We start from the raw sequence: 16971 nt of genomic DNA, 5'->3' as shown, positions 1-16971 counted from the left end.
ATCTATCAGATCAGATTCCGCAGGAATCAAGTCCTTTTTTTTGTAGATAGCGCTGGTGGTACTCCTCTGCTTTCCAAAATTTAGTTGCAGGTACAATTTGCGTAACGATCGGTTTCGCAAATTGTCCGGATTCAGCTAATGCTTGTTTAGATTTTTCAGCCTGCTCTTTTTGTTCCTCACTATAGTAAAAAATGGCAGAACGATACTGGGTTCCCACATCTGGACCTTGACGATTTAACTGGGTCGGATTATGATTTTCCCAAAAAACTTTTAACAATTGATGGTAGTCCACGCGTTCTGAGTCAAAGCTTATATGAACCACTTCTGCGTGTCCTGTACGATCCGTGCACACTTCTTCATAAGTAGGACTTTCTTTATCTCCACCCATATAACCAACAGATGTACTTTCTACACCTGGTATCTTACGAAATGTTTCTTCAACCCCCCAAAAACACCCTGCTCCAAATGTTGCCTTTTGCATGTTAATCCCTCTATTCAGATTGGTTTTTATTATGATACGCTGTTTTCCACATGAATCACTTCTAATTTCCCAGTATCTGGTGTGATGGTTAAGGCGTGTACTGGAATATCATGCGGGAACAAAGGATGTTCTTTTATCATCTGAACGCTCCTTAATACCGCACCTTCTACACTATTTACACCCGTTAGCCACGCTTCAACGGTTTCTCCTGGTTTATCAAATTGCTTCATTTTTTCAAGTGAAATTCCTTTTTGCTGTAGCGATCGAATCATCTGCTCTCCTTCAAGTCCCACCATCCCACAATCATGATGTCCGACCACCATAATTTCTTCTACTTTGAGTTGGGTAACAGCCACTAATACACTACGCATAATACTACCATAGGGTTCAGTGATCATCGCTCCTGCTACCCGTAAGATTTTAGCATCACCGTTTTTTATATTCATCGCTTGCGGTAATAATTCAGTTAACCGCGTATCCATACATGTTACAATTAATAATCGAGCATTGGGAAATTTATCGCTCATATAGGGCAAATATCCCTTAGTTTCTACAAATTGTTCATTAAAAGCAAGGATTTGTTTTAACTTCTCCATACATCACACCAGCCTTTAATTTTTTTTGAAAGATTGGACAAACTTGTTTATACTTAGGCTATACAATAATGGATTCCAAAGGAGAAAAGAGCAATTGATAGCTGCAAACATCAAACGAATCATCTTAAATACGTTGGGTTGGATTTTTATTTTCCTGGGAATCTTAGGTCTATTTTTGCCTGTCTTACAAGGAATTCTCTTCCTGATTATCGGGTTATATTTCTTATCCTTTAATTCTCCTAAAGCGAAGAAGTTATTAACCCATTTAAATCAAAGGTATCCAGCAATTTCGACGAAATCCCAAGCATTTGTTCGTAAGGTTAAGCGACTTGTCCCATTTGCTTTTCAAAAAGAGAGGGTTAGATAAACGCCCTCTTTTTTTCATATCTATCAAATACATCGTGTATTTTGGATAATGAACACCCCTGATCTCACACCGATTTCACACGGCAAATTCCAAGTCCATCTCCAACTGTTAATATGGTGGACTCTAGACGTGGATCAACCGCGATTTTCTCATTAAAAGCGCGGATAGCCACTGGAGACGGATTATCATCCTCTTCATCAAATATTCTCCCACCTTGAAATAAATTATCCGCCACAATAAGCGCACCAGGCATGGCTAGCTGAATTGCTTTTTCTAGATAAAACATATAGTTAGGCTTATCTGCGTCAATAAAGAAGAAATTAAACTTTTTACCTTCCGTGGTCAGCTGGTCTAGACTTTCTACTGCATCACCCACTAGGTAGGAAATACGATCTTCCATGCCAGCAGCTTTCACATTTTCTAAGGCAAAGTCAACATGTTCCTGTTTTAATTCAAGTGAAAGAATCTCACCTGTTTCTGGAAGGGCACGTCCAATCCAGATGGTACTATATCCACCGAGTCCACCTATTTCCAGTGCATGTGTTGCCCCAGAAATTTTGGCGAGCATATATAACACTTTACCTACTTCTGGTGATACCGAAATTTGAGGAAGTTCTCTTTCATCTAGCCCCGTAATAATGTTTTTTAAGACGTCGTCTTCCTGTACAAACAAGTCATTTATGTAGTTCACTTCATTTTTCATCTTGTTATCCTCCTATATGCAATCTCACACTCATTGTAACGCTAATGTGAATCAGTCAGCAATAAATTTTACCAAGGACGCTTACCAAATAAAAATGCTTCACATCACTTATATTGTCGATTTTCACGATTTTTCTATATATGACACGATGAAGTCAGACGATGGTCTGAAACGCCCTAACCAGCGTATGGTTGCATATAGGTCATTGATATGGAATGACTCACACAACGAAGAGGCTGTCCAAAACTGAACAGCCTCCTGTCGCTAAAATATGGCTCTAAATGGTGCTGCGATTAACATGATTATCATTGCGATGACTCCAATGCTAATGCCCCACCAGCCTAGTGCACTTCCTCTACGTACACTGATTATCCCTACGATAATAGCAGCGGATGCCATGATAAAGGGTAAAAAGAAGAACGATAACAGGGATAGAACAATTGCTGCAATACCAAGTCCACGTCCACTGTCTGTTTCTTCGTCAACTTCTTGTTCTTCACTACCTTCTCTGTCTCCAGAAAACCCGGCAGGCATCGGTGCTACATCTTGAGCAAATTCCGTTTTGTAATCACCTTGATCCTCATGATGTTCTCTACCAGTAGGTGCAATTTCAGCAGCGACTTCCTCATCTACAGCCACATCTGATTGAATGGGTGCTATATCCATCCCGTATTTTTGACTTTCCATACGCTCAGCTAAATGCTGTGATTTTTTATTACGTTTATTTTTTGCCATGTTCACCCTCCTTTTCGCCCGATCTAGTCATTAGTATGTGACAATCTCGACGAAAAAACAGAGTAAATATCCGCCAGTATAATCTCTAATCGCTGTCCATTACTTTTTGAAGCCATATTTTTTGAAAAGCTTCCCCACTCAGATTACGATGCAATCCATTGAGCATAAGCGAAAATACAAAGCGAATTTTAGAATTTTTGCAAATGTAGCCAGATAATGTTTTCACACCCTTTAATGATCCAGTCTTAGCGATGACATTCCAAGGTTTAGGAAACGGTTTATGTTCAGCTAGGGTTCCTGTATGACCCCAAGTGGCTAAACTTTCATAAAACAATTGAAAATGAGCGCTTTCCATCATATTATAAAGTATCTTTTCAGTCATTTGCGCTGTCACACGATTATGAAAAGATAAACCAGACCCATCAACCGCTCGAATTTCATTTTTAAAACCGCTCGCCAGTAGAAATCGTTTCAATTTCTTTAATCCGATTTGTAAAGATAAAGTTCCAGCGGAAGATTGGTCTAAAGAACGTAACAAAAGTTCAGCCACTATGTTTTTACTATCTTGATTCACGTCTTTTATCATTTGCGAAAGAGGAGCAGAAGTATGTAATAGTTGATCAGAATCCTTACGAAATTCCTTTCTTTCCAGTGCACGATATTCAACTTTTAATGATGTACTTACTTTTATATTTGCTCGATTTAGTGCCTGCTTAAATGCATGCACAAAAAATTCAGGACCAGCGGGTACTGCAACTTCTATGTATGTATGACGTTGTTCTATGGTTCCTTTTATGGCGTATGCATAATCACCCCTCAATCGTTTAATCTTATAATGACTATCTTTACTATCGCTTTTAACGATACCATCATTACGCAATGTCGCTTCCAGATATGGAAGATCCGCTTGATAGTACGATCTAAGATCACCTGCAATATGAAATGGAATGGCATTAAAAGCAAAATTAATGGCGTGTATCGGGGCAGCAAAACCAGTATTTAAGTCATCCCACATCCAACCTTCTCCCCAATTAGAGTCAGTATGATTTGAGTCGTCGATCACGATGTGATTAACCTCAGCTAAACCTTGTTTCTTTAGTTGTTTCACAATATCAAGAAGTTGAGCCCAATTTAATGTAGGATCCCCGGCCCCTTTTACACAAACTGTCGTGCCGCTAAAATAAAAAGCAGTATGCCACCGAAATGACTTACCTAAGTCCTGTAAAGCGATAATCGATGTAAATAGTTTTAAGTTAGAAGCAGGTATCATCCATATTTGTGCATTTGATCGATATATCTTGTTATCATCAATCTTTCGTAATGCGTATCCGACCAAAGCTTCAGCTTCTCCAAATTGCCTACGCCAATTGGATTCGAGCTCTCGCAAACCATGAATCATACAGATACCCCTTTTTACCGTCTAAAATGTTGTTCAATTCGATCAAGCCGTCGTAAAATATCGTGAATAACCTCATCATAATCACCTTGATTGGATGACTGTCGTGAAGTAGTATTATTTTGATTTTTCTTTAGTAAACTAATCTGCTCTTTTAATTGTTCATTCTCTTGGATTAATTGTTCATAGTTCCGAATGACGACATCTAAAAAGTGGTTCACTTCTTCTATGTCATAACCTCTCATTACATGTTTAAAGTCTTTGTTAAAGATATCCATTGGTGTTAAACGTTTCATTATTTCACTCCTACATAATATATATTCATACACTTCATTATATATGATATTTTCATTTGCTCAAGTGATTTAACATCTTACTACAGACAAATGGCATATCATTGATATGCCATTTGTCTGTAGTAAGATAGATATTTAATTACTTTGCTTCAGGAAAGGTGCGCTTAATGGTTTCTTTTAAATTGGACATCAACCCATCAACTGGACTACCATCACGCAGGTCATTCGCATAAGAACGCATCTGAGCCATAAATTCTGGGTTAGCAGATACGTATACATCTTTGATTTTTGGATCAGCGGCACGTGCTTTGTCTGCTACCTCTTTTTTCATTTGATCTGTCATTTCTACATTGGTAGATCCATCCTTAGACATAATCGCTACATAACAATTATTTCCAACCACTAATGATTGTGCAGATTGAACGCTTGGTAGTTTTTTTACCGCTGTCGATACACGATCTGCTGTGTAAACATCTCGCGCCATCATGTCGTTGGTTCCCATTCTTTCAGGACGATTTGTTTCTACCATTTTCCGAACACCATAACGTTCTTTATTTTGGTAATCGTCAAAGCGAACTTGCTGATATTTGTCATTGTCGAGCTGACGTGCTTCTTCAGTTGTTTCTTTAGCACAGCCCACTGCTCCTAACAGAAATGTTGTGGCCAGAACTGAGATGATCATTTTCTTTTGATTATTACCCATAAAAAAACCCCCTTTGTTGTTCTTTATTATTTGAAGAACAAAGCGGGTTATGTAAAAAGTCTAATCCCTATTTTTGGATCACTAATCATCATTTTGCTGTAAGAAAAGAATAAATAGATAACGAAGTAACTCCATCAGTGCAACTAATGCTGCTGCGACATAAGTAAATGCAGCGGCTCCCAGTACTTTATTTACACCACGTTCTTCTTCTATTCCGCGTATCATATTACTTTTAGTCATAATTTGTTTTGCTCTCGAGCTGGCATTAAACTCTACAGGTAAAGTTACCACATGAAACAAAACGACAACGGCAAAGAAAGCAATTCCTAAAACAAGCATCCCAGATAACTGAAACAAAATACCCGCAATCAAAAATAGGGGAGCCATTCCGGAAGTAATATTTAATATCGGAATCATATTATGTCGAAACACAAGCGCCCCATATCCTTGTTGATGCTGAATCGCATGACCACATTCATGCGCAGCGACTGCGATCGCTGAAATGGAATGTGAATCGTAGACCGACTCAGACAAACGAATGGTTTTAGAAGTAGGATCATAATGATCGGTTAACTTTCCGCGTACCGGCTCGACATACACTTCACTTAAGCCATTCTGATTTAAAATTTCCCGTGCGACTTGATATCCAGTCAAACCCGATTTAGCTTGAACTTTTGACCATTTATTAAAATTGCGCTTTACTTTGAATTGTGCCCATAAGGTAATCCCAAGTCCAAATACCATGGAGATGATAAATAGGAGATTTGCCATATGATTCCCCCCCTTTAGATACTATACAGTTAATATTCCTTACAATCATCATTTTAAAACCATTTCTCTTCCAACATCTTATTTTTTCTATTTTTAGTTAGATTGTACTGGTGATTTTGTCAATATTTCTAATTAAGCTAGCATACAAACATAATTGGAAAGATATGAAACCTCAAATAGAGAAACGCATATCAGCTCCTTTGGATTAAGTTTTGTGAATTTGTTATAATAGGCAGAACTATTTTCAAAAACGGATATCAACTCTTAAAGTGGATTTTCACCCCTCGATTTGGGTAAATATATATTATAACTTAGAGATTGATGATCTATTGCATAAGGAGTGATTTTCGAACCCATTACCATCATACTTAAGCATGTGGAAAAATGAGATTCATCACCTCTGATGATCCTGTCTTTCTAAATATAAGTCCCTACATATAATAAACGCAAAAAAGGAGGTATGGTATGGATATATTCAATCAACTCGTAGACACGGAAACTTTTGATAAAGTACATTTTATGTATGAAATTGTTCTTATTTTATTTGCAGTAAAAATAGCAGGACATATCAGCAAGAAATTGGGACAACCAGCTGTCATGGGTGAATTACTTATTGGTGTGATATTAGGACCAAGCCTACTTGGATGGCTTGAAATCACCCCTCTAATCGAGGAATTAGCTGAGATTGGTGTTATCTTGCTCATGTTCTTGGCTGGTTTAGAAACAGACATTGATGAATTCAAAAAAACAGCATATGGATCCTCCTTAGTTGCAGTAAATGGTGTGATTCTACCGTTTATTGGCGGTTTCCTCATTGGTCTTCTGTTTGACTTATCTGTTACCACATCAATATTCATGGGAACACTGCTGGTAGCAACGAGTGTAAGTATTTCAGTACAGACGTTAAGAGAATTGGGGAAAATGCAATCGAAAGAGGGCGTGACGATTCTAGGTGCTGCCGTCTTAGATGACGTACTTGGCATCATCATATTATCTGTCGTGATTGGTTTTGCTGGTGGAGAAAGCGGCAGTGTAATGGATATCGTCATCCTTGTCTTAAAAATATTAACCTTTTTCTTCTTGGTTGTCATTGTGGGACGTTTTGTGCTACCACCTTTATTCAAATGGGGAAAACGGTTACTAACAACAGAAGTCATTTTGACATTTGGAATCGTGTGTGCACTTGGCTTTGCTTTTTCTGCAGAAATGTTTGGGCTCGCTGGAATTGTAGGCTCCTACTTTGCTGGGCTAATGCTCAGTCTCACAAAGTTTAACCATGAGCTTTTTGAAAAAGTTGAAACGATATCATTCTCCTTTTTCGTTCCCATCTTCTTTGTAAGTATCGGTTTAATTGCAAATGTAGCCGGTATTAACGCTTCAAACTTATTACTCATCGTCGCACTAACCATTGTGGCGATATTGACTAAATTGGTTGGTGGTGCCATTGGTGCCAGGATCGCTGGCTTTAGTAATCGTAGCTCGCTTGGAATCGGCTCAGGCATGATTGCACGTGGGGAAGTTGGACTTATCGTTGGGACGATTGGCTTATCTAAAGGACTGATCAGTGACGAACTATTTACGACAACAGTCGTTATCGTATTGGCCACAACTTTAGTTACGCCACCTTTATTAAAGCTATTTTTCACAGACACAAAAAGTGGTTCTAAAACGGTTTCAAAATGAAAAAAGCATGTCACTCAATTCCATTTTGAAATGATTGAGTGACATGCTTTTTTACTCATCTTCTGTTTTATCTGCGTTTGCTAATTCTGCTAATAAATCGGATAGAATATTCAATTCAATTCCGTCCTCATTTCGTGCTGAAACTTTTAAAGTGATTTCAGTGCCGAAGGTTGGAACGTGTTCTTTTAATTCAACTTCAGTATCTTGAAAAGCTTTTCGATATACATGCTGGCCTCCTATTTTCTGCCAGCCTTTTTTGCATAGCTCGCTCTCGTATAATTCATAGTCATCCTCTTTAATATTTAAGCTTAAACTTGTTATGCGCATGATCGTTCGTCCATCCTTTCATTTTATTTTTTCAAAGGAGATTCCAGTGTGAAAAGCGAAAAATTCAAAGCATGCATCATGTGTAAATGATCTTTGAACAGGCTACACTGTTAATAAAAATCATACCGATAATAAGTTGCTTATTCAACCTATCTATTCATGTTACTATAATCTCATACATACACACCATATTAAATGTACGAAGGGGTTTTTGATTTGAAAAAGAAAAAAAAATGGGGGAGACCCGACTACTGGTTTATATTTTTAACCTTTTTGTTGCTCGGATTTGGACTTGTAATGATATTTAGTGCTAGTTTTTTCGAAGGCTATACTGATCCCGCAATTAATGATTCGTCCTATTTCTTTAAGAAGCAATTATCTTTTGCATTGGTAGGAATTGTCCTTTTCTTTATTGTTTCCAAAATCCCTTACCAGATCTATCAAAAGCATGTCGGTGCGATTCTGTTATTTTGCATTTTCTCATTGATCATGGTTAAATTGGTTGGATTTAAAGTGAATGGGTCTACCCGATGGATTGATTTAGGTATTTTTTCTTTTCAACCATCTGAATATGTAAAGCTCGGCATAATTATTTATACAGCCTCCATTATGGTCAAAAAACAGCCCATAATTGACCAATTTAAAAGAGCCGTTATACCGCCAATTTTTGTAATCGGTTTTATATGCTTCTTATTAATCCTTCAGCCCCACTTTAGTGCAATCGTACTTATATTTGCGACTTGTAGTGTAATGATGTATTGTGCAGGTATCAAAATGAAGCATTTAACCTGGTTAATGCTATCCGCTATTCCTGTATTAACAGTTGTCATGCTATCCGGAACGTATCGACTAGCACGTGTCCTCACATTTTTAGATCCTTTCTCCAATTCAAGTAGTGATGGATATCAAATCCAGCAAGCATTGATGGCCGTAGGACCTGGTGGACTTACTGGTTCTGGTCTCGGTGAAAGTATTCAAAAGTTGGATTATTTACCGGAAGCACACACCGATTTTATTTTCGCTATCATTTCAGAAGAGCTTGGTTTTATCGGCGGTTTATTATTTATTCTTACTGCAACTGCATTTATTTTACGTGGTGTATTTTTATCTATTCAAGCGCCTGATCAGTTTGGAACGTTGCTAGGAATCGGTATTATTTCCCTATTTGCGATCGAAACAATCGCAAATCTTGGTGTGGTAACGGCATTGTTACCAGTTACGGGCGTTCCGCTCCCCCTTATTAGTTATGGTGGAACAGCACTTATATTAAAGCTAGTCGAACTGGGAATTTTACTTAATATCTCACGTCAGCGTGTGTCCGCTAAAAAGAATAAAAGTAAACAACCTACTCAACAACCACTACCCATCACTTAAAAAAGCCTACAATTCTATTTTGTAGGCTTTATTTCTATATCTCCATACACAAAAGTTTGACATGCCAATCGGAAATCATCTGATAATTGATGCTCCTCGTTATAGGCGATTTCAATTTCAGTCATCTCATTTACATTTTGAATCCCATCCACAACTTCGATCAGGCAGGTCTTACATCGACCCGTCGTACAGCGAAAAGGAATGGGTACATTTTGTGATATTGCGGCAAGCAGTAAATTAGATTGCTCCTCAACTTCTATTTCATCACATGCATCTGCATGATTGATTTTTACTGTCGGCATTTTCCCCTCTCCTTTTAACAATCTGTTTATTTGGACTGGAGTGATTTTCCTTGGTTTTGATTCCAGAAATACCAGCCTGTCCATATTGCTGCAATCGGCACCACGATAAACAACGCACGGGTGCCATATTTATGTAGAAACATAAATACAACCTCATAGTTCGCTCCAAGAACATGACCTAAACCAATAAACGTAAAACACCAAACGATGGCTCCTGTATAGGCAAATATGGAAAACCTAAGAAATGATATCCGTGTTATGCCAGCTATATAAGCTGTAACATGACGTACTCCTGGAATAAAGTAACCTACAAAAAGTAGCCAAGTACCATATTTGCGAAACAAAACTTGCGTGATCAACATCCGTCTTCTCGTAATGAAAAACTTACTTCCATACTTTTTAAGAAATGGATAGCCTAATCTTTTTCCCAATAGATAGCTGATCGTAATACCACAAGCTGACCCCAATAGTGCACTCATATAAGTTAGAAACAAATTTAATTGACCAATTGAGGTTAAATAGCCAAGAAACGTCATCATCAGTTCATCAGGCAGTGGCAACCCGACAATTCCTAAAACTAAAAATAAAAAAATACCGATATAACCAAATTGCTGTAACAAATCTATTAATGATTGTTCCATGGAATTACCTCATTTACTAATTCATCGACTGCTCTTAGGATATCATATTTTTTAATAGCAAAAAAGATGCACGCTTTTACTTACGATGTTCCCTAAATGGAACAAATATCTCCCTGAAGGAGATATTTGTGTGTTCACACATATTTAATCATTTTATTCATCTCTTCGCCATCTATTCTTTTAATTACTTCTACTAATAGCTGAATAGATAACTCTAAATCTTTTTTACTAATCATTGAGGTATGACTATGAATATATCTAGCCGCCACTCCAATCACCAGCGCCGGAATTCCCCCATGATAAATATGAAACTTGCCAGCGTCAGTTCCCCCGCCCAGCATCGTATCAACTTGATAGGGAATATCCAACTCTTCAGCGACATGTATGACAAAATTTCGCAACTGAATGTTGGGAATCATGGTTGCATCTAAAAAAGTAATGAGAGGACCTTTGCCTAGCTTCGCTTTCTGGTTCCCTTCACTTCCTGGCCCATCTTCTGCCACACCTACATCTAAAGCAAAAGCGATATCTGGCTTTGTACGATAGGGCGCAGTTGTGGCTCCTCGTAAACCAACTTCCTCTTGAACAGTCGCACCTGCTATAACTGTATTTGGGTGGGGTTCAGTCTGTAATTGACGTAATACTTCTAAAGCCATATAACAACCAACGCGATTATCTAAAGCTTTAGCTAATATGGTATCCTGATCGGGTAGTATTTCAAAAGGACAAACAGGCACAATCGGATCTCCCACTCTGATTCCCCATTTTTTTACCTCTTCATCACTATGAGCTCCTACATCGATAAACATTTCCCGCATGGGATAAACTTTATTACGTTCCTCTGCTGTTAATATATGGGGTGCTTTTGATCCAATAACTCCAGTAAATGTTCGTTCCTCCGTTACAATATGAATTCGCTGTGATAATAACACTTGACTCCACCAACCGCCAAGTGGCGAAAAACGCAAATACCCACCTTTTGTGATTTCCGTTACCATAAACCCTACTTCATCGAGATGACCAGCTAATAAGATTCGTGGTCCAGCTTCGGTTCCTTTCCTTTCACCAAATATACTGCCCAAGCCATCTGTAATCAGTTCAGATTGAATTTTTTTCAGTTCCCGATGTACAATTTGACGCACCTCCCCTTCATAACCAGGAACTCCACTCGCTTCTGTTAATTCTTGCAACAAACGCATCAACATCACCCTTCCTTATCGTCTATTTATAATCTCTGCCGATTTATCCGTTTTATACTTCAGCCTCCTAAAAAAAAGCCTCTCAGGTGAGAGACTCGGGATCAACAACTTGAATATTTAAATTATCAGATGCATCTGCTATCGCCAGTTGATTTTCTAGATGGTTGACGACAGAATAAAAATAAGTCGATGCTTGCTGAATGCGACCCATTTGTACTAAATCATCGTACACTTGATAGCTATCCTTAAGCAGTTGCAGTTGTTCTGTAAATTGCGCTGGAGCTAACATATTTGGCTTTTCTGTATCTGGATCACTATAAAATAATTGATAGCGCTCTTTATACGCATCGTATGTGAAAAATTGTGAATGCATAGGCATGCAACCTTTATTCGTATTTTCTATAGTATAGACAAGACTACTTATTAAAATACCTCATTTACCTGTTTGCTATATATTTGCTTATACCTTATCTTTACATACGGAATAGAAATAATCATGTACACAAATAAAAAGGAGGAGATCACAATGCCCATTTCGGATACGCTCATATATATTACCAACAGTAATAGCAATTCTGTATCTATTATTAGTGATAAAAGTCAAAAGGTAGTTAAAACGATTAAAAATGTGGGGAATGATCCAGCTGGTATTGCCTTTAGCCCCGATGGTCGCAAAGCATTCGTAGCCAACTTTTTAGATAACAATGTAGCTGTTATTGATACAAAATCCAACACCGTGATACAAAAAATCGACGGTTTTTCAGGTCCCGTCTATATTTCGATCGGCTCTGTTTTGCAGGAAGATCATCGATACCGAACTTTAGCTTTCGTTACCAATTTTAATGATTCGTCCGTTGGCGTTATTGATGTGATAAATCATCAACTCCTTGAGCATAAAAAAATTCCCGTTGCTCCCAATCCCAATGGCAGTGCACTTTCTCCAGATGGATCGACATTATATGTAGCTTGCTCCAATGAAAACTCAGATCGTTTACCCGGCTTCGTTTCCGTTGTTGACACATCTATCAACATGGAAAGCAATCGCATAACAGCAGGTGTATTTCCCATTTTAGTAGATACCAATGGAACGCGAACCTATACAACCCTGAATCTTCAATCGAGTGTCGCTTTTATCACCAGTAGTCAAAATGTAATTAATATCAATCAAGGAATTGGTAACGATCCCATTGGGGTTCGCTTTAATCCAGCTGTAGAGAATGAATTATATGTCGGATACGGAACCACCTCAAAAAATCCCAATATTTCTAAGCCCGCTATCGCGATAATTAAGGCCCAGACAGTAGTGGATGGCTTTGATTTGACTGCAGGTCGGCCCGAAGATATTGCTTTTACTAAGGATGGAAAAAGAGCCTATATTCCGAATTCAATCAGAAATAGTGTTTATGTAATAGACACCGTGAAACGAACCGAACTCAGAACCATTCCTGTAGGGAAATTCCCACGTGGTGTGGCTGTCTTATCACCGACTTACTGTCCTTAAATTAAAGAAGACGCCGAATGAGCGTCTCGTCTGTACAAGCTACTATGGAAAGCAAACAATAAGCCGAGTTCTGTACTCCTAGTGGTTTTAGTGGTAGCTTGTATACCTCCCACCTCATGGAGTGGCAATCATCTGTCTAGGCTATATATTGCTATATAGCTCAAGCGACCTACCCGGAATCGCTGCGGACCACAGCATATGATTCCCTATCAGGTCTTGCTCCAGGTGGGGTTTACCTAGCCAGCATGTCTCCATGCTGCTGGTGCGCTCTTACCGCACCGTTGCATCCTTACCTGTGAGACAAATCGTCTCCATCGGCGGTCTACATTTCTGTGGCACTAGCCTTAGGGTCGCCCCCACCGGCCGCTAGCCGGCACCCTGTCCTATGGAGCCCGGACTTTCCTCCCGTGGCACCTTGCGGTTGTCCACCGGCGATTACCTCGTTTACTTTCCCAATAACAGATGTCATTGTAACAAATTTAGACTAGTTAATCAACCTGACCCTATACCATGTGTTCATTTTCATGTTTTTTCTATATCATCATCTTATACAAACCAAAACGGATTGGTGTCTACTTTAGAAACGTGAATGGGTATCGTCTGCTTTAGTTTTTCTCTTATATGTTCTGCAAATTGTGCCATGGCTAAATGCTCAATATGATGCCCAGGATCAATCATAACCATTTCTGATGCAAGTGCATCTTGTGCGGTATGAAAGTCGATATCACCTGTAATATAAGCATCTGCACCCTTTTGTTTTGCATGATCAAAATAACGCCCTCCTGATCCGCCCAGTACCGCCACTCTTTGGACTAAACCATCCGACCGACCAACGACACGTAAACCTTTTACACCATAGCACTCTTTTACGTATGCTGCGAACTGCTTGACCGTCATTTCTCGAGGAAGGTCTCCGATTCTCCCCAATCCATATGCAGTTCCCCTATTCTCGAGGAGATAAATATCATAAGCGATTTCTTCATAGGGATGTGCTTCATACAAATGTTGAAGGACTTGATCTTCTATTTCCCCGGTAATAATGGTTTCCAATCGAATTTCTCGTACCTGTTCAAGTTTACCTTCATGACCGATGTAAGGCGAAGTACCTTCTTGTGGCATAAACGTACCTTCCCCAGCAAGATTAAAAGTACAGTGGCTATAACGCCCGATATGACCTGCTCCTGCTTTTGAGATCGCTTCCCTTACTTGCTCAATATGCGTCTCAGGTACAAACACAACCAGTTTTTTCAATGGTTCATGATAATGTGGGATCAAAACTTCAGTATGCGCTAATTGGAGCTTCTCAGCCAATACGTCGTTTACTCCGCCCAATGCTGTATCTAAATTGGTATGCGCTATAAACACTTGCATGTTATGTTGCAAGAGCTTTGCGAGTAATCTCCCTTTTTCCTGGTCTGTTCGAATTTCTGTTAATGGATTAAAAATTACGGCGTGGTGAGCTACAATCCAATTGGCCCCTAGTGCTATCGCCTCATCCACTACTGCTTCTGTCACATCTAAAGTAATGAATATGCCATCAACTGGTGCATCCGGACGACCTACTTGCAATCCAATTTTATCCTTAGGAACAGCTAATTTAGGATGTGCCAGCTGATTCAAGGTTTTGATTAGCATATGACCGTTTAAAGACATGTTAAAGCTTCCTCCCACTGATATAATTCATTTTGTATTTGTTGCCTCCGACTGATCGCCTGCGCTGTTTTTCCTTTTTCTAACTGATTCAGTACACGCTTTCTACTATTGATTTCGTATTCGATTTTTTCTCTCAATAAAGGATGGCGCTCTTTCCATAGCATCGGCCCCATATCGTATAAGATTTCAGGTTTGATTTCATCACTTGTCTCTTGTATCGCTACAATAATCTCATATAAAATATCATTCTCTTTCACGATTGTCTCTTGATGAATACGAAAGCCATTTTTAACCAACCATTTCCGAATTAAACCACTACTAATATTCGGTTGCAAAATTAAAGTATGTACTCCGATAAGAGATGGCTTCCCCTCTTCTAAAATCTGTGTAATTAAATTTCCACCCATTCCAGCGATAACGACAACATCCACTTCATGAGGTGAAAGGATAGATAGCCCATTCCCTAACCGCACATCTATTAAAGAATCACACTGAAAGGCCTGAACACGCGTCTTCGCATTTTGAAAGGGGCCTTCATTTAATTCACCCACAATCCCGTGTTGCAATTGGTGACGCTTAGCCAAGTACATCAGAAGCAAAGCATGATCTCCACCAATATCTGCTACTCGTTTATGCTCAGGTATATAACTGGCAATCGTTTTAAGCCGGTCCGATATCACATACTGCTCTTCCACTTCATCAATCGCTCCTTCATCTGGTTCTGCTAATAGTATAACACCAAAAAGAGCCGTCTAAGACGACTCTTTTTGATCCTTGAAGTACAGCCATTTTTCGAAGAAGGGTGTATAATCTTTACCCAAGGTCTGGTTCGCGATTTGAATGAAGTCTTTTGTAGTCGCTGTTTTATATTGGTAAGTGTGAAAGTAGCGGTTTAGTATTTCCATCACTTTGTCTTCGCCGACTTGATCCATTAAGTCAAACATCATGGCAGCAGGTCTGATATATACCATCAGTGCATAAGCTGCATCTGGATAGCGATATACGTTTTCAACTGATGTAATGCCTACTGCATCATTAATTTCGTCGGATCGCTTTGAAGCTCGAATTAACAAGTCTTGCTCATCTTGCTTCATCTTCTCTTTCATATAAAAGAACTCAGAAAATGTGGTAATGCCTTCATCTAACCACGGTTCCTTCACTTGATTGTTTCCGACCATTGCATACCACCATTGATGTGCCAGTTCATGAACGACTACATTTACAGCAGGCACTTCTCCCTTAGCCGATTTTATCGTAGGTACAGAGGTAACAAGACCCGGATATTCCATTCCCGCGATTCCATAACCCGTTTCGCCCAGCACAACATCAATTTCTTCATAGGGATATTCACCAAATTTTTCTCCATAAAATTTCATGGCCGAAACAGCTGATTCTAGTAAAGTGGGCACTACATCTTCCATTCCATCTAAATACCATAAATTCACTTTTGTCTTGCCACTTTGAGCACGTTTTACTTTGTAATCTGTTGTAAGTACAGCTGCAAAATCACGGATATTGCTTTGTTTAAGTGTTATCTTTTGCTTTGAGTGATCTATATCATTCCCACTGGAAATGACACGGTAACCCTTTGGCGTATGAAAAGTGACTTCAAAATCAGACATTTGTGTGTAAAAAGGGTCTCCAGTCGTGGTATAAGGTTCTGTGTGCCATCCATCTTGATCTCTAACGGCTAACATAGGATACCACTGCGCCAAAAAGGCAGTATGTTTAAAGGTGTTTAATCTCGTACCCCCCTCAGGTAGATGGAGTTGATATTTCATTTTAATTGCGACTTTGTCCCCATGTTGAAGTGGCTTGTTAAGCTGAATGCGCATCACCGTTTCGTTTATCTCTGATTTCACTTTTTGCCCATTCACTTCGACATCACTTATATCAATAAAACCTGGCTCATTCGGCTTGTACTCTTTTCCATACTTCCAATCCCGAAAAGCATTGGGATAAACGCGAAAGTAGACTTCCTTCATCGCGTTTTTTTCATTATTATGTAGGGTGACATTCATATTACCCGCCACTTCCTGCTGATCCGGATTATAACGGGCTTCAATTTGATACTGTGGTCTAATTACGGATTTCTCGTGATCAAATTGAAAAAGATGGCTGATTGCCATGATGATTAATACAAAACTTAAGCTAAACGAAAAAAGGGGACGCTTCATCTGTCATAACTCCTTATCACTATAGGTTTGCTCTCAACATAGCTTGCCCATAGTAGATGGAAATAT

The 16971-nt window shown here is 39.0% G+C and carries 20 protein-coding genes and 1 other RNA gene; 4 read left to right on the top strand and 17 right to left on the bottom strand.

What is annotated here, in order from left to right:
- Positions 1-10: 10 nt before the first annotated feature.
- Both msrA and IC619_RS06510 read right to left on the bottom strand, forming a co-directional pair.
- Complete coding sequence (msrA, locus tag IC619_RS06515; protein WP_191138909.1) at positions 11-481, bottom strand: peptide-methionine (S)-S-oxide reductase MsrA; 471 nt, start codon at positions 479-481, stop codon at positions 11-13.
- Positions 482-510: 29 nt separating this feature from the next.
- Complete coding sequence (locus IC619_RS06510) at positions 511-1077, bottom strand: beta-class carbonic anhydrase (protein ID WP_191138910.1); 567 nt, start codon at positions 1075-1077, stop codon at positions 511-513.
- A 94-nt stretch (positions 1078-1171) separates the two neighbouring features.
- Here IC619_RS06510 and IC619_RS06505 point away from each other — a divergent pair, with 94 nt between their 5' ends.
- Positions 1172-1444 (top strand): PGPGW domain-containing protein, encoded by a 273-nt coding sequence (locus tag IC619_RS06505; RefSeq protein WP_191138911.1) that lies wholly within the window; start codon positions 1172-1174, stop codon positions 1442-1444.
- A 64-nt stretch (positions 1445-1508) separates the two neighbouring features.
- Here the strand turns inward: IC619_RS06505 and IC619_RS06500 are convergent, their stop codons facing one another.
- From IC619_RS06500 to IC619_RS06475, 6 genes are all read right to left on the bottom strand, one after another.
- On the bottom strand, positions 1509-2147 hold the full coding sequence (locus tag IC619_RS06500; RefSeq protein WP_191138912.1) for an O-methyltransferase: 639 nt from the start codon (positions 2145-2147) through the stop codon (positions 1509-1511).
- A 264-nt stretch (positions 2148-2411) separates the two neighbouring features.
- Positions 2412-2882, bottom strand: a complete 471-nt coding sequence (locus IC619_RS06495; protein WP_191138913.1) for a DUF4190 domain-containing protein — start codon at positions 2880-2882, stop codon at positions 2412-2414.
- Positions 2883-2967: 85 nt separating this feature from the next.
- Entirely contained in the window at positions 2968-4281 is a 1314-nt protein-coding gene (dacB, locus tag IC619_RS06490) for a D-alanyl-D-alanine carboxypeptidase/D-alanyl-D-alanine endopeptidase (RefSeq protein ID WP_191138914.1), read from the bottom strand.
- Between the two features lie 14 nt (positions 4282-4295).
- A complete protein-coding gene (locus IC619_RS06485) occupies positions 4296-4574 on the bottom strand; it encodes a DivIVA domain-containing protein (RefSeq protein ID WP_191138915.1) in 279 nt (92 codons plus the stop codon).
- A 139-nt stretch (positions 4575-4713) separates the two neighbouring features.
- A complete protein-coding gene (locus IC619_RS06480; RefSeq protein WP_191138916.1) occupies positions 4714-5277 on the bottom strand; it encodes a YhcN/YlaJ family sporulation lipoprotein in 564 nt (187 codons plus the stop codon).
- A gap of 81 nt (positions 5278-5358) precedes the next feature.
- A complete protein-coding gene (locus IC619_RS06475) occupies positions 5359-6048 on the bottom strand; it encodes a zinc metallopeptidase (protein ID WP_191138917.1) in 690 nt (229 codons plus the stop codon).
- A gap of 465 nt (positions 6049-6513) precedes the next feature.
- Between IC619_RS06475 and IC619_RS06470 the strand changes: the two genes are divergently transcribed.
- Positions 6514-7731 carry a cation:proton antiporter gene (locus IC619_RS06470; protein ID WP_191138918.1) on the top strand — a complete coding sequence of 406 codons (1218 nt, stop codon included), beginning with the start codon at positions 6514-6516 and terminating at the stop codon, positions 7729-7731.
- Between the two features lie 51 nt (positions 7732-7782).
- Here the strand turns inward: IC619_RS06470 and IC619_RS06465 are convergent, their stop codons facing one another.
- Entirely contained in the window at positions 7783-8058 is a 276-nt protein-coding gene (locus IC619_RS06465; protein ID WP_191138919.1) for a hypothetical protein, read from the bottom strand.
- A gap of 216 nt (positions 8059-8274) precedes the next feature.
- Here IC619_RS06465 and ftsW point away from each other — a divergent pair, with 216 nt between their 5' ends.
- Positions 8275-9432 carry a putative lipid II flippase FtsW gene (ftsW, locus tag IC619_RS06460; RefSeq protein WP_191138920.1) on the top strand — a complete coding sequence of 386 codons (1158 nt, stop codon included), beginning with the start codon at positions 8275-8277 and terminating at the stop codon, positions 9430-9432.
- Between the two features lie 14 nt (positions 9433-9446).
- Here the strand turns inward: ftsW and IC619_RS06455 are convergent, their stop codons facing one another.
- From IC619_RS06455 to IC619_RS06440, 4 genes are all read right to left on the bottom strand, one after another.
- Positions 9447-9734 carry a 2Fe-2S iron-sulfur cluster-binding protein gene (locus tag IC619_RS06455; RefSeq protein WP_191138921.1) on the bottom strand — a complete coding sequence of 96 codons (288 nt, stop codon included), beginning with the start codon at positions 9732-9734 and terminating at the stop codon, positions 9447-9449.
- 26 nt (positions 9735-9760) lie between these two features.
- The gene (locus IC619_RS06450; RefSeq protein ID WP_191138922.1) at positions 9761-10375 is read right to left on the bottom strand and encodes a DedA family protein; all 615 of its coding nucleotides are present in this window, start codon (positions 10373-10375) and stop codon (positions 9761-9763) included.
- A gap of 134 nt (positions 10376-10509) precedes the next feature.
- On the bottom strand, positions 10510-11574 hold the full coding sequence (locus IC619_RS06445; protein ID WP_191139348.1) for a M42 family metallopeptidase: 1065 nt from the start codon (positions 11572-11574) through the stop codon (positions 10510-10512).
- A gap of 82 nt (positions 11575-11656) precedes the next feature.
- On the bottom strand, positions 11657-11947 hold the full coding sequence (locus IC619_RS06440; RefSeq protein WP_191138923.1) for a hypothetical protein: 291 nt from the start codon (positions 11945-11947) through the stop codon (positions 11657-11659).
- Positions 11948-12100: 153 nt separating this feature from the next.
- On the opposite strand from IC619_RS06440, the gene IC619_RS06435 reads away from it, so the two are divergent.
- Positions 12101-13075 carry a beta-propeller fold lactonase family protein gene (locus IC619_RS06435; protein ID WP_191138924.1) on the top strand — a complete coding sequence of 325 codons (975 nt, stop codon included), beginning with the start codon at positions 12101-12103 and terminating at the stop codon, positions 13073-13075.
- 44 nt (positions 13076-13119) lie between these two features.
- On the opposite strand, the gene rnpB is transcribed toward IC619_RS06435, so the two are convergent.
- The 4 genes from rnpB to IC619_RS06415 form a co-directional block, all read right to left on the bottom strand.
- An RNA gene (gene rnpB / locus IC619_RS06430) (RNase P RNA component class A) lies at positions 13120-13526 on the bottom strand.
- Between the two features lie 95 nt (positions 13527-13621).
- A complete protein-coding gene (locus IC619_RS06425; RefSeq protein ID WP_191138925.1) occupies positions 13622-14728 on the bottom strand; it encodes a Nif3-like dinuclear metal center hexameric protein in 1107 nt (368 codons plus the stop codon).
- Complete coding sequence (locus IC619_RS06420) at positions 14719-15423, bottom strand: tRNA (adenine(22)-N(1))-methyltransferase TrmK (RefSeq protein ID WP_191138926.1); 705 nt, start codon at positions 15421-15423, stop codon at positions 14719-14721. Before IC619_RS06420 ends, IC619_RS06425 begins: the two co-directional genes overlap by 10 nt.
- A gap of 57 nt (positions 15424-15480) precedes the next feature.
- Positions 15481-16905: a M1 family metallopeptidase gene (locus tag IC619_RS06415; protein WP_191138927.1), complete on the bottom strand. Its 1425-nt coding sequence runs from the start codon at positions 16903-16905 to the stop codon at positions 15481-15483.
- Positions 16906-16971 lie beyond the last annotated feature (66 nt).

The sequence above is a fragment of the Polycladospora coralii genome (assembly GCF_014773435.2).
In the GTDB taxonomy this organism is placed as follows: domain Bacteria; phylum Bacillota; class Bacilli; order Thermoactinomycetales; family Thermoactinomycetaceae; genus Polycladospora; species Polycladospora coralii.
Note: the sequence above shows the minus strand (reverse complement) of the source record. Positions and strands in the feature narration are given on the sequence as shown.

Excerpts from the sequence above, each read along its gene's own strand:
- msrA (WP_191138909.1), bottom strand. The coding sequence starts at position 481 with ATGCAAAAGGCAACATTTGGAGCAGGGTGTTTTTGGGGGGTTGAAGAA.
- IC619_RS06510 (WP_191138910.1), bottom strand. The coding sequence starts at position 1,077 with ATGGAGAAGTTAAAACAAATCCTTGCTTTTAATGAACAATTTGTAGAA.
- IC619_RS06500 (WP_191138912.1), bottom strand. The coding sequence starts at position 2,147 with ATGAAAAATGAAGTGAACTACATAAATGACTTGTTTGTACAGGAAGAC.
- IC619_RS06495 (WP_191138913.1), bottom strand. The coding sequence starts at position 2,882 with ATGGCAAAAAATAAACGTAATAAAAAATCACAGCATTTAGCTGAGCGT.
- dacB (WP_191138914.1), bottom strand. The coding sequence starts at position 4,281 with ATGATTCATGGTTTGCGAGAGCTCGAATCCAATTGGCGTAGGCAATTT.
- IC619_RS06485 (WP_191138915.1), bottom strand. The coding sequence starts at position 4,574 with ATGAAACGTTTAACACCAATGGATATCTTTAACAAAGACTTTAAACAT.
- IC619_RS06480 (WP_191138916.1), bottom strand. The coding sequence starts at position 5,277 with ATGGGTAATAATCAAAAGAAAATGATCATCTCAGTTCTGGCCACAACA.
- IC619_RS06475 (WP_191138917.1), bottom strand. The coding sequence starts at position 6,048 with ATGGCAAATCTCCTATTTATCATCTCCATGGTATTTGGACTTGGGATT.
- IC619_RS06470 (WP_191138918.1), top strand. The coding sequence starts at position 6,514 with ATGGATATATTCAATCAACTCGTAGACACGGAAACTTTTGATAAAGTA.
- IC619_RS06465 (WP_191138919.1), bottom strand. The coding sequence starts at position 8,058 with ATGCGCATAACAAGTTTAAGCTTAAATATTAAAGAGGATGACTATGAA.
- IC619_RS06455 (WP_191138921.1), bottom strand. The coding sequence starts at position 9,734 with ATGCCGACAGTAAAAATCAATCATGCAGATGCATGTGATGAAATAGAA.
- IC619_RS06450 (WP_191138922.1), bottom strand. The coding sequence starts at position 10,375 with ATGGAACAATCATTAATAGATTTGTTACAGCAATTTGGTTATATCGGT.
- IC619_RS06445 (WP_191139348.1), bottom strand. The coding sequence starts at position 11,574 with ATGCGTTTGTTGCAAGAATTAACAGAAGCGAGTGGAGTTCCTGGTTAT.
- IC619_RS06440 (WP_191138923.1), bottom strand. The coding sequence starts at position 11,947 with ATGCATTCACAATTTTTCACATACGATGCGTATAAAGAGCGCTATCAA.
- IC619_RS06435 (WP_191138924.1), top strand. The coding sequence starts at position 12,101 with ATGCCCATTTCGGATACGCTCATATATATTACCAACAGTAATAGCAAT.
- IC619_RS06425 (WP_191138925.1), bottom strand. The coding sequence starts at position 14,728 with ATGTCTTTAAACGGTCATATGCTAATCAAAACCTTGAATCAGCTGGCA.
- IC619_RS06415 (WP_191138927.1), bottom strand. The coding sequence starts at position 16,905 with ATGAAGCGTCCCCTTTTTTCGTTTAGCTTAAGTTTTGTATTAATCATC.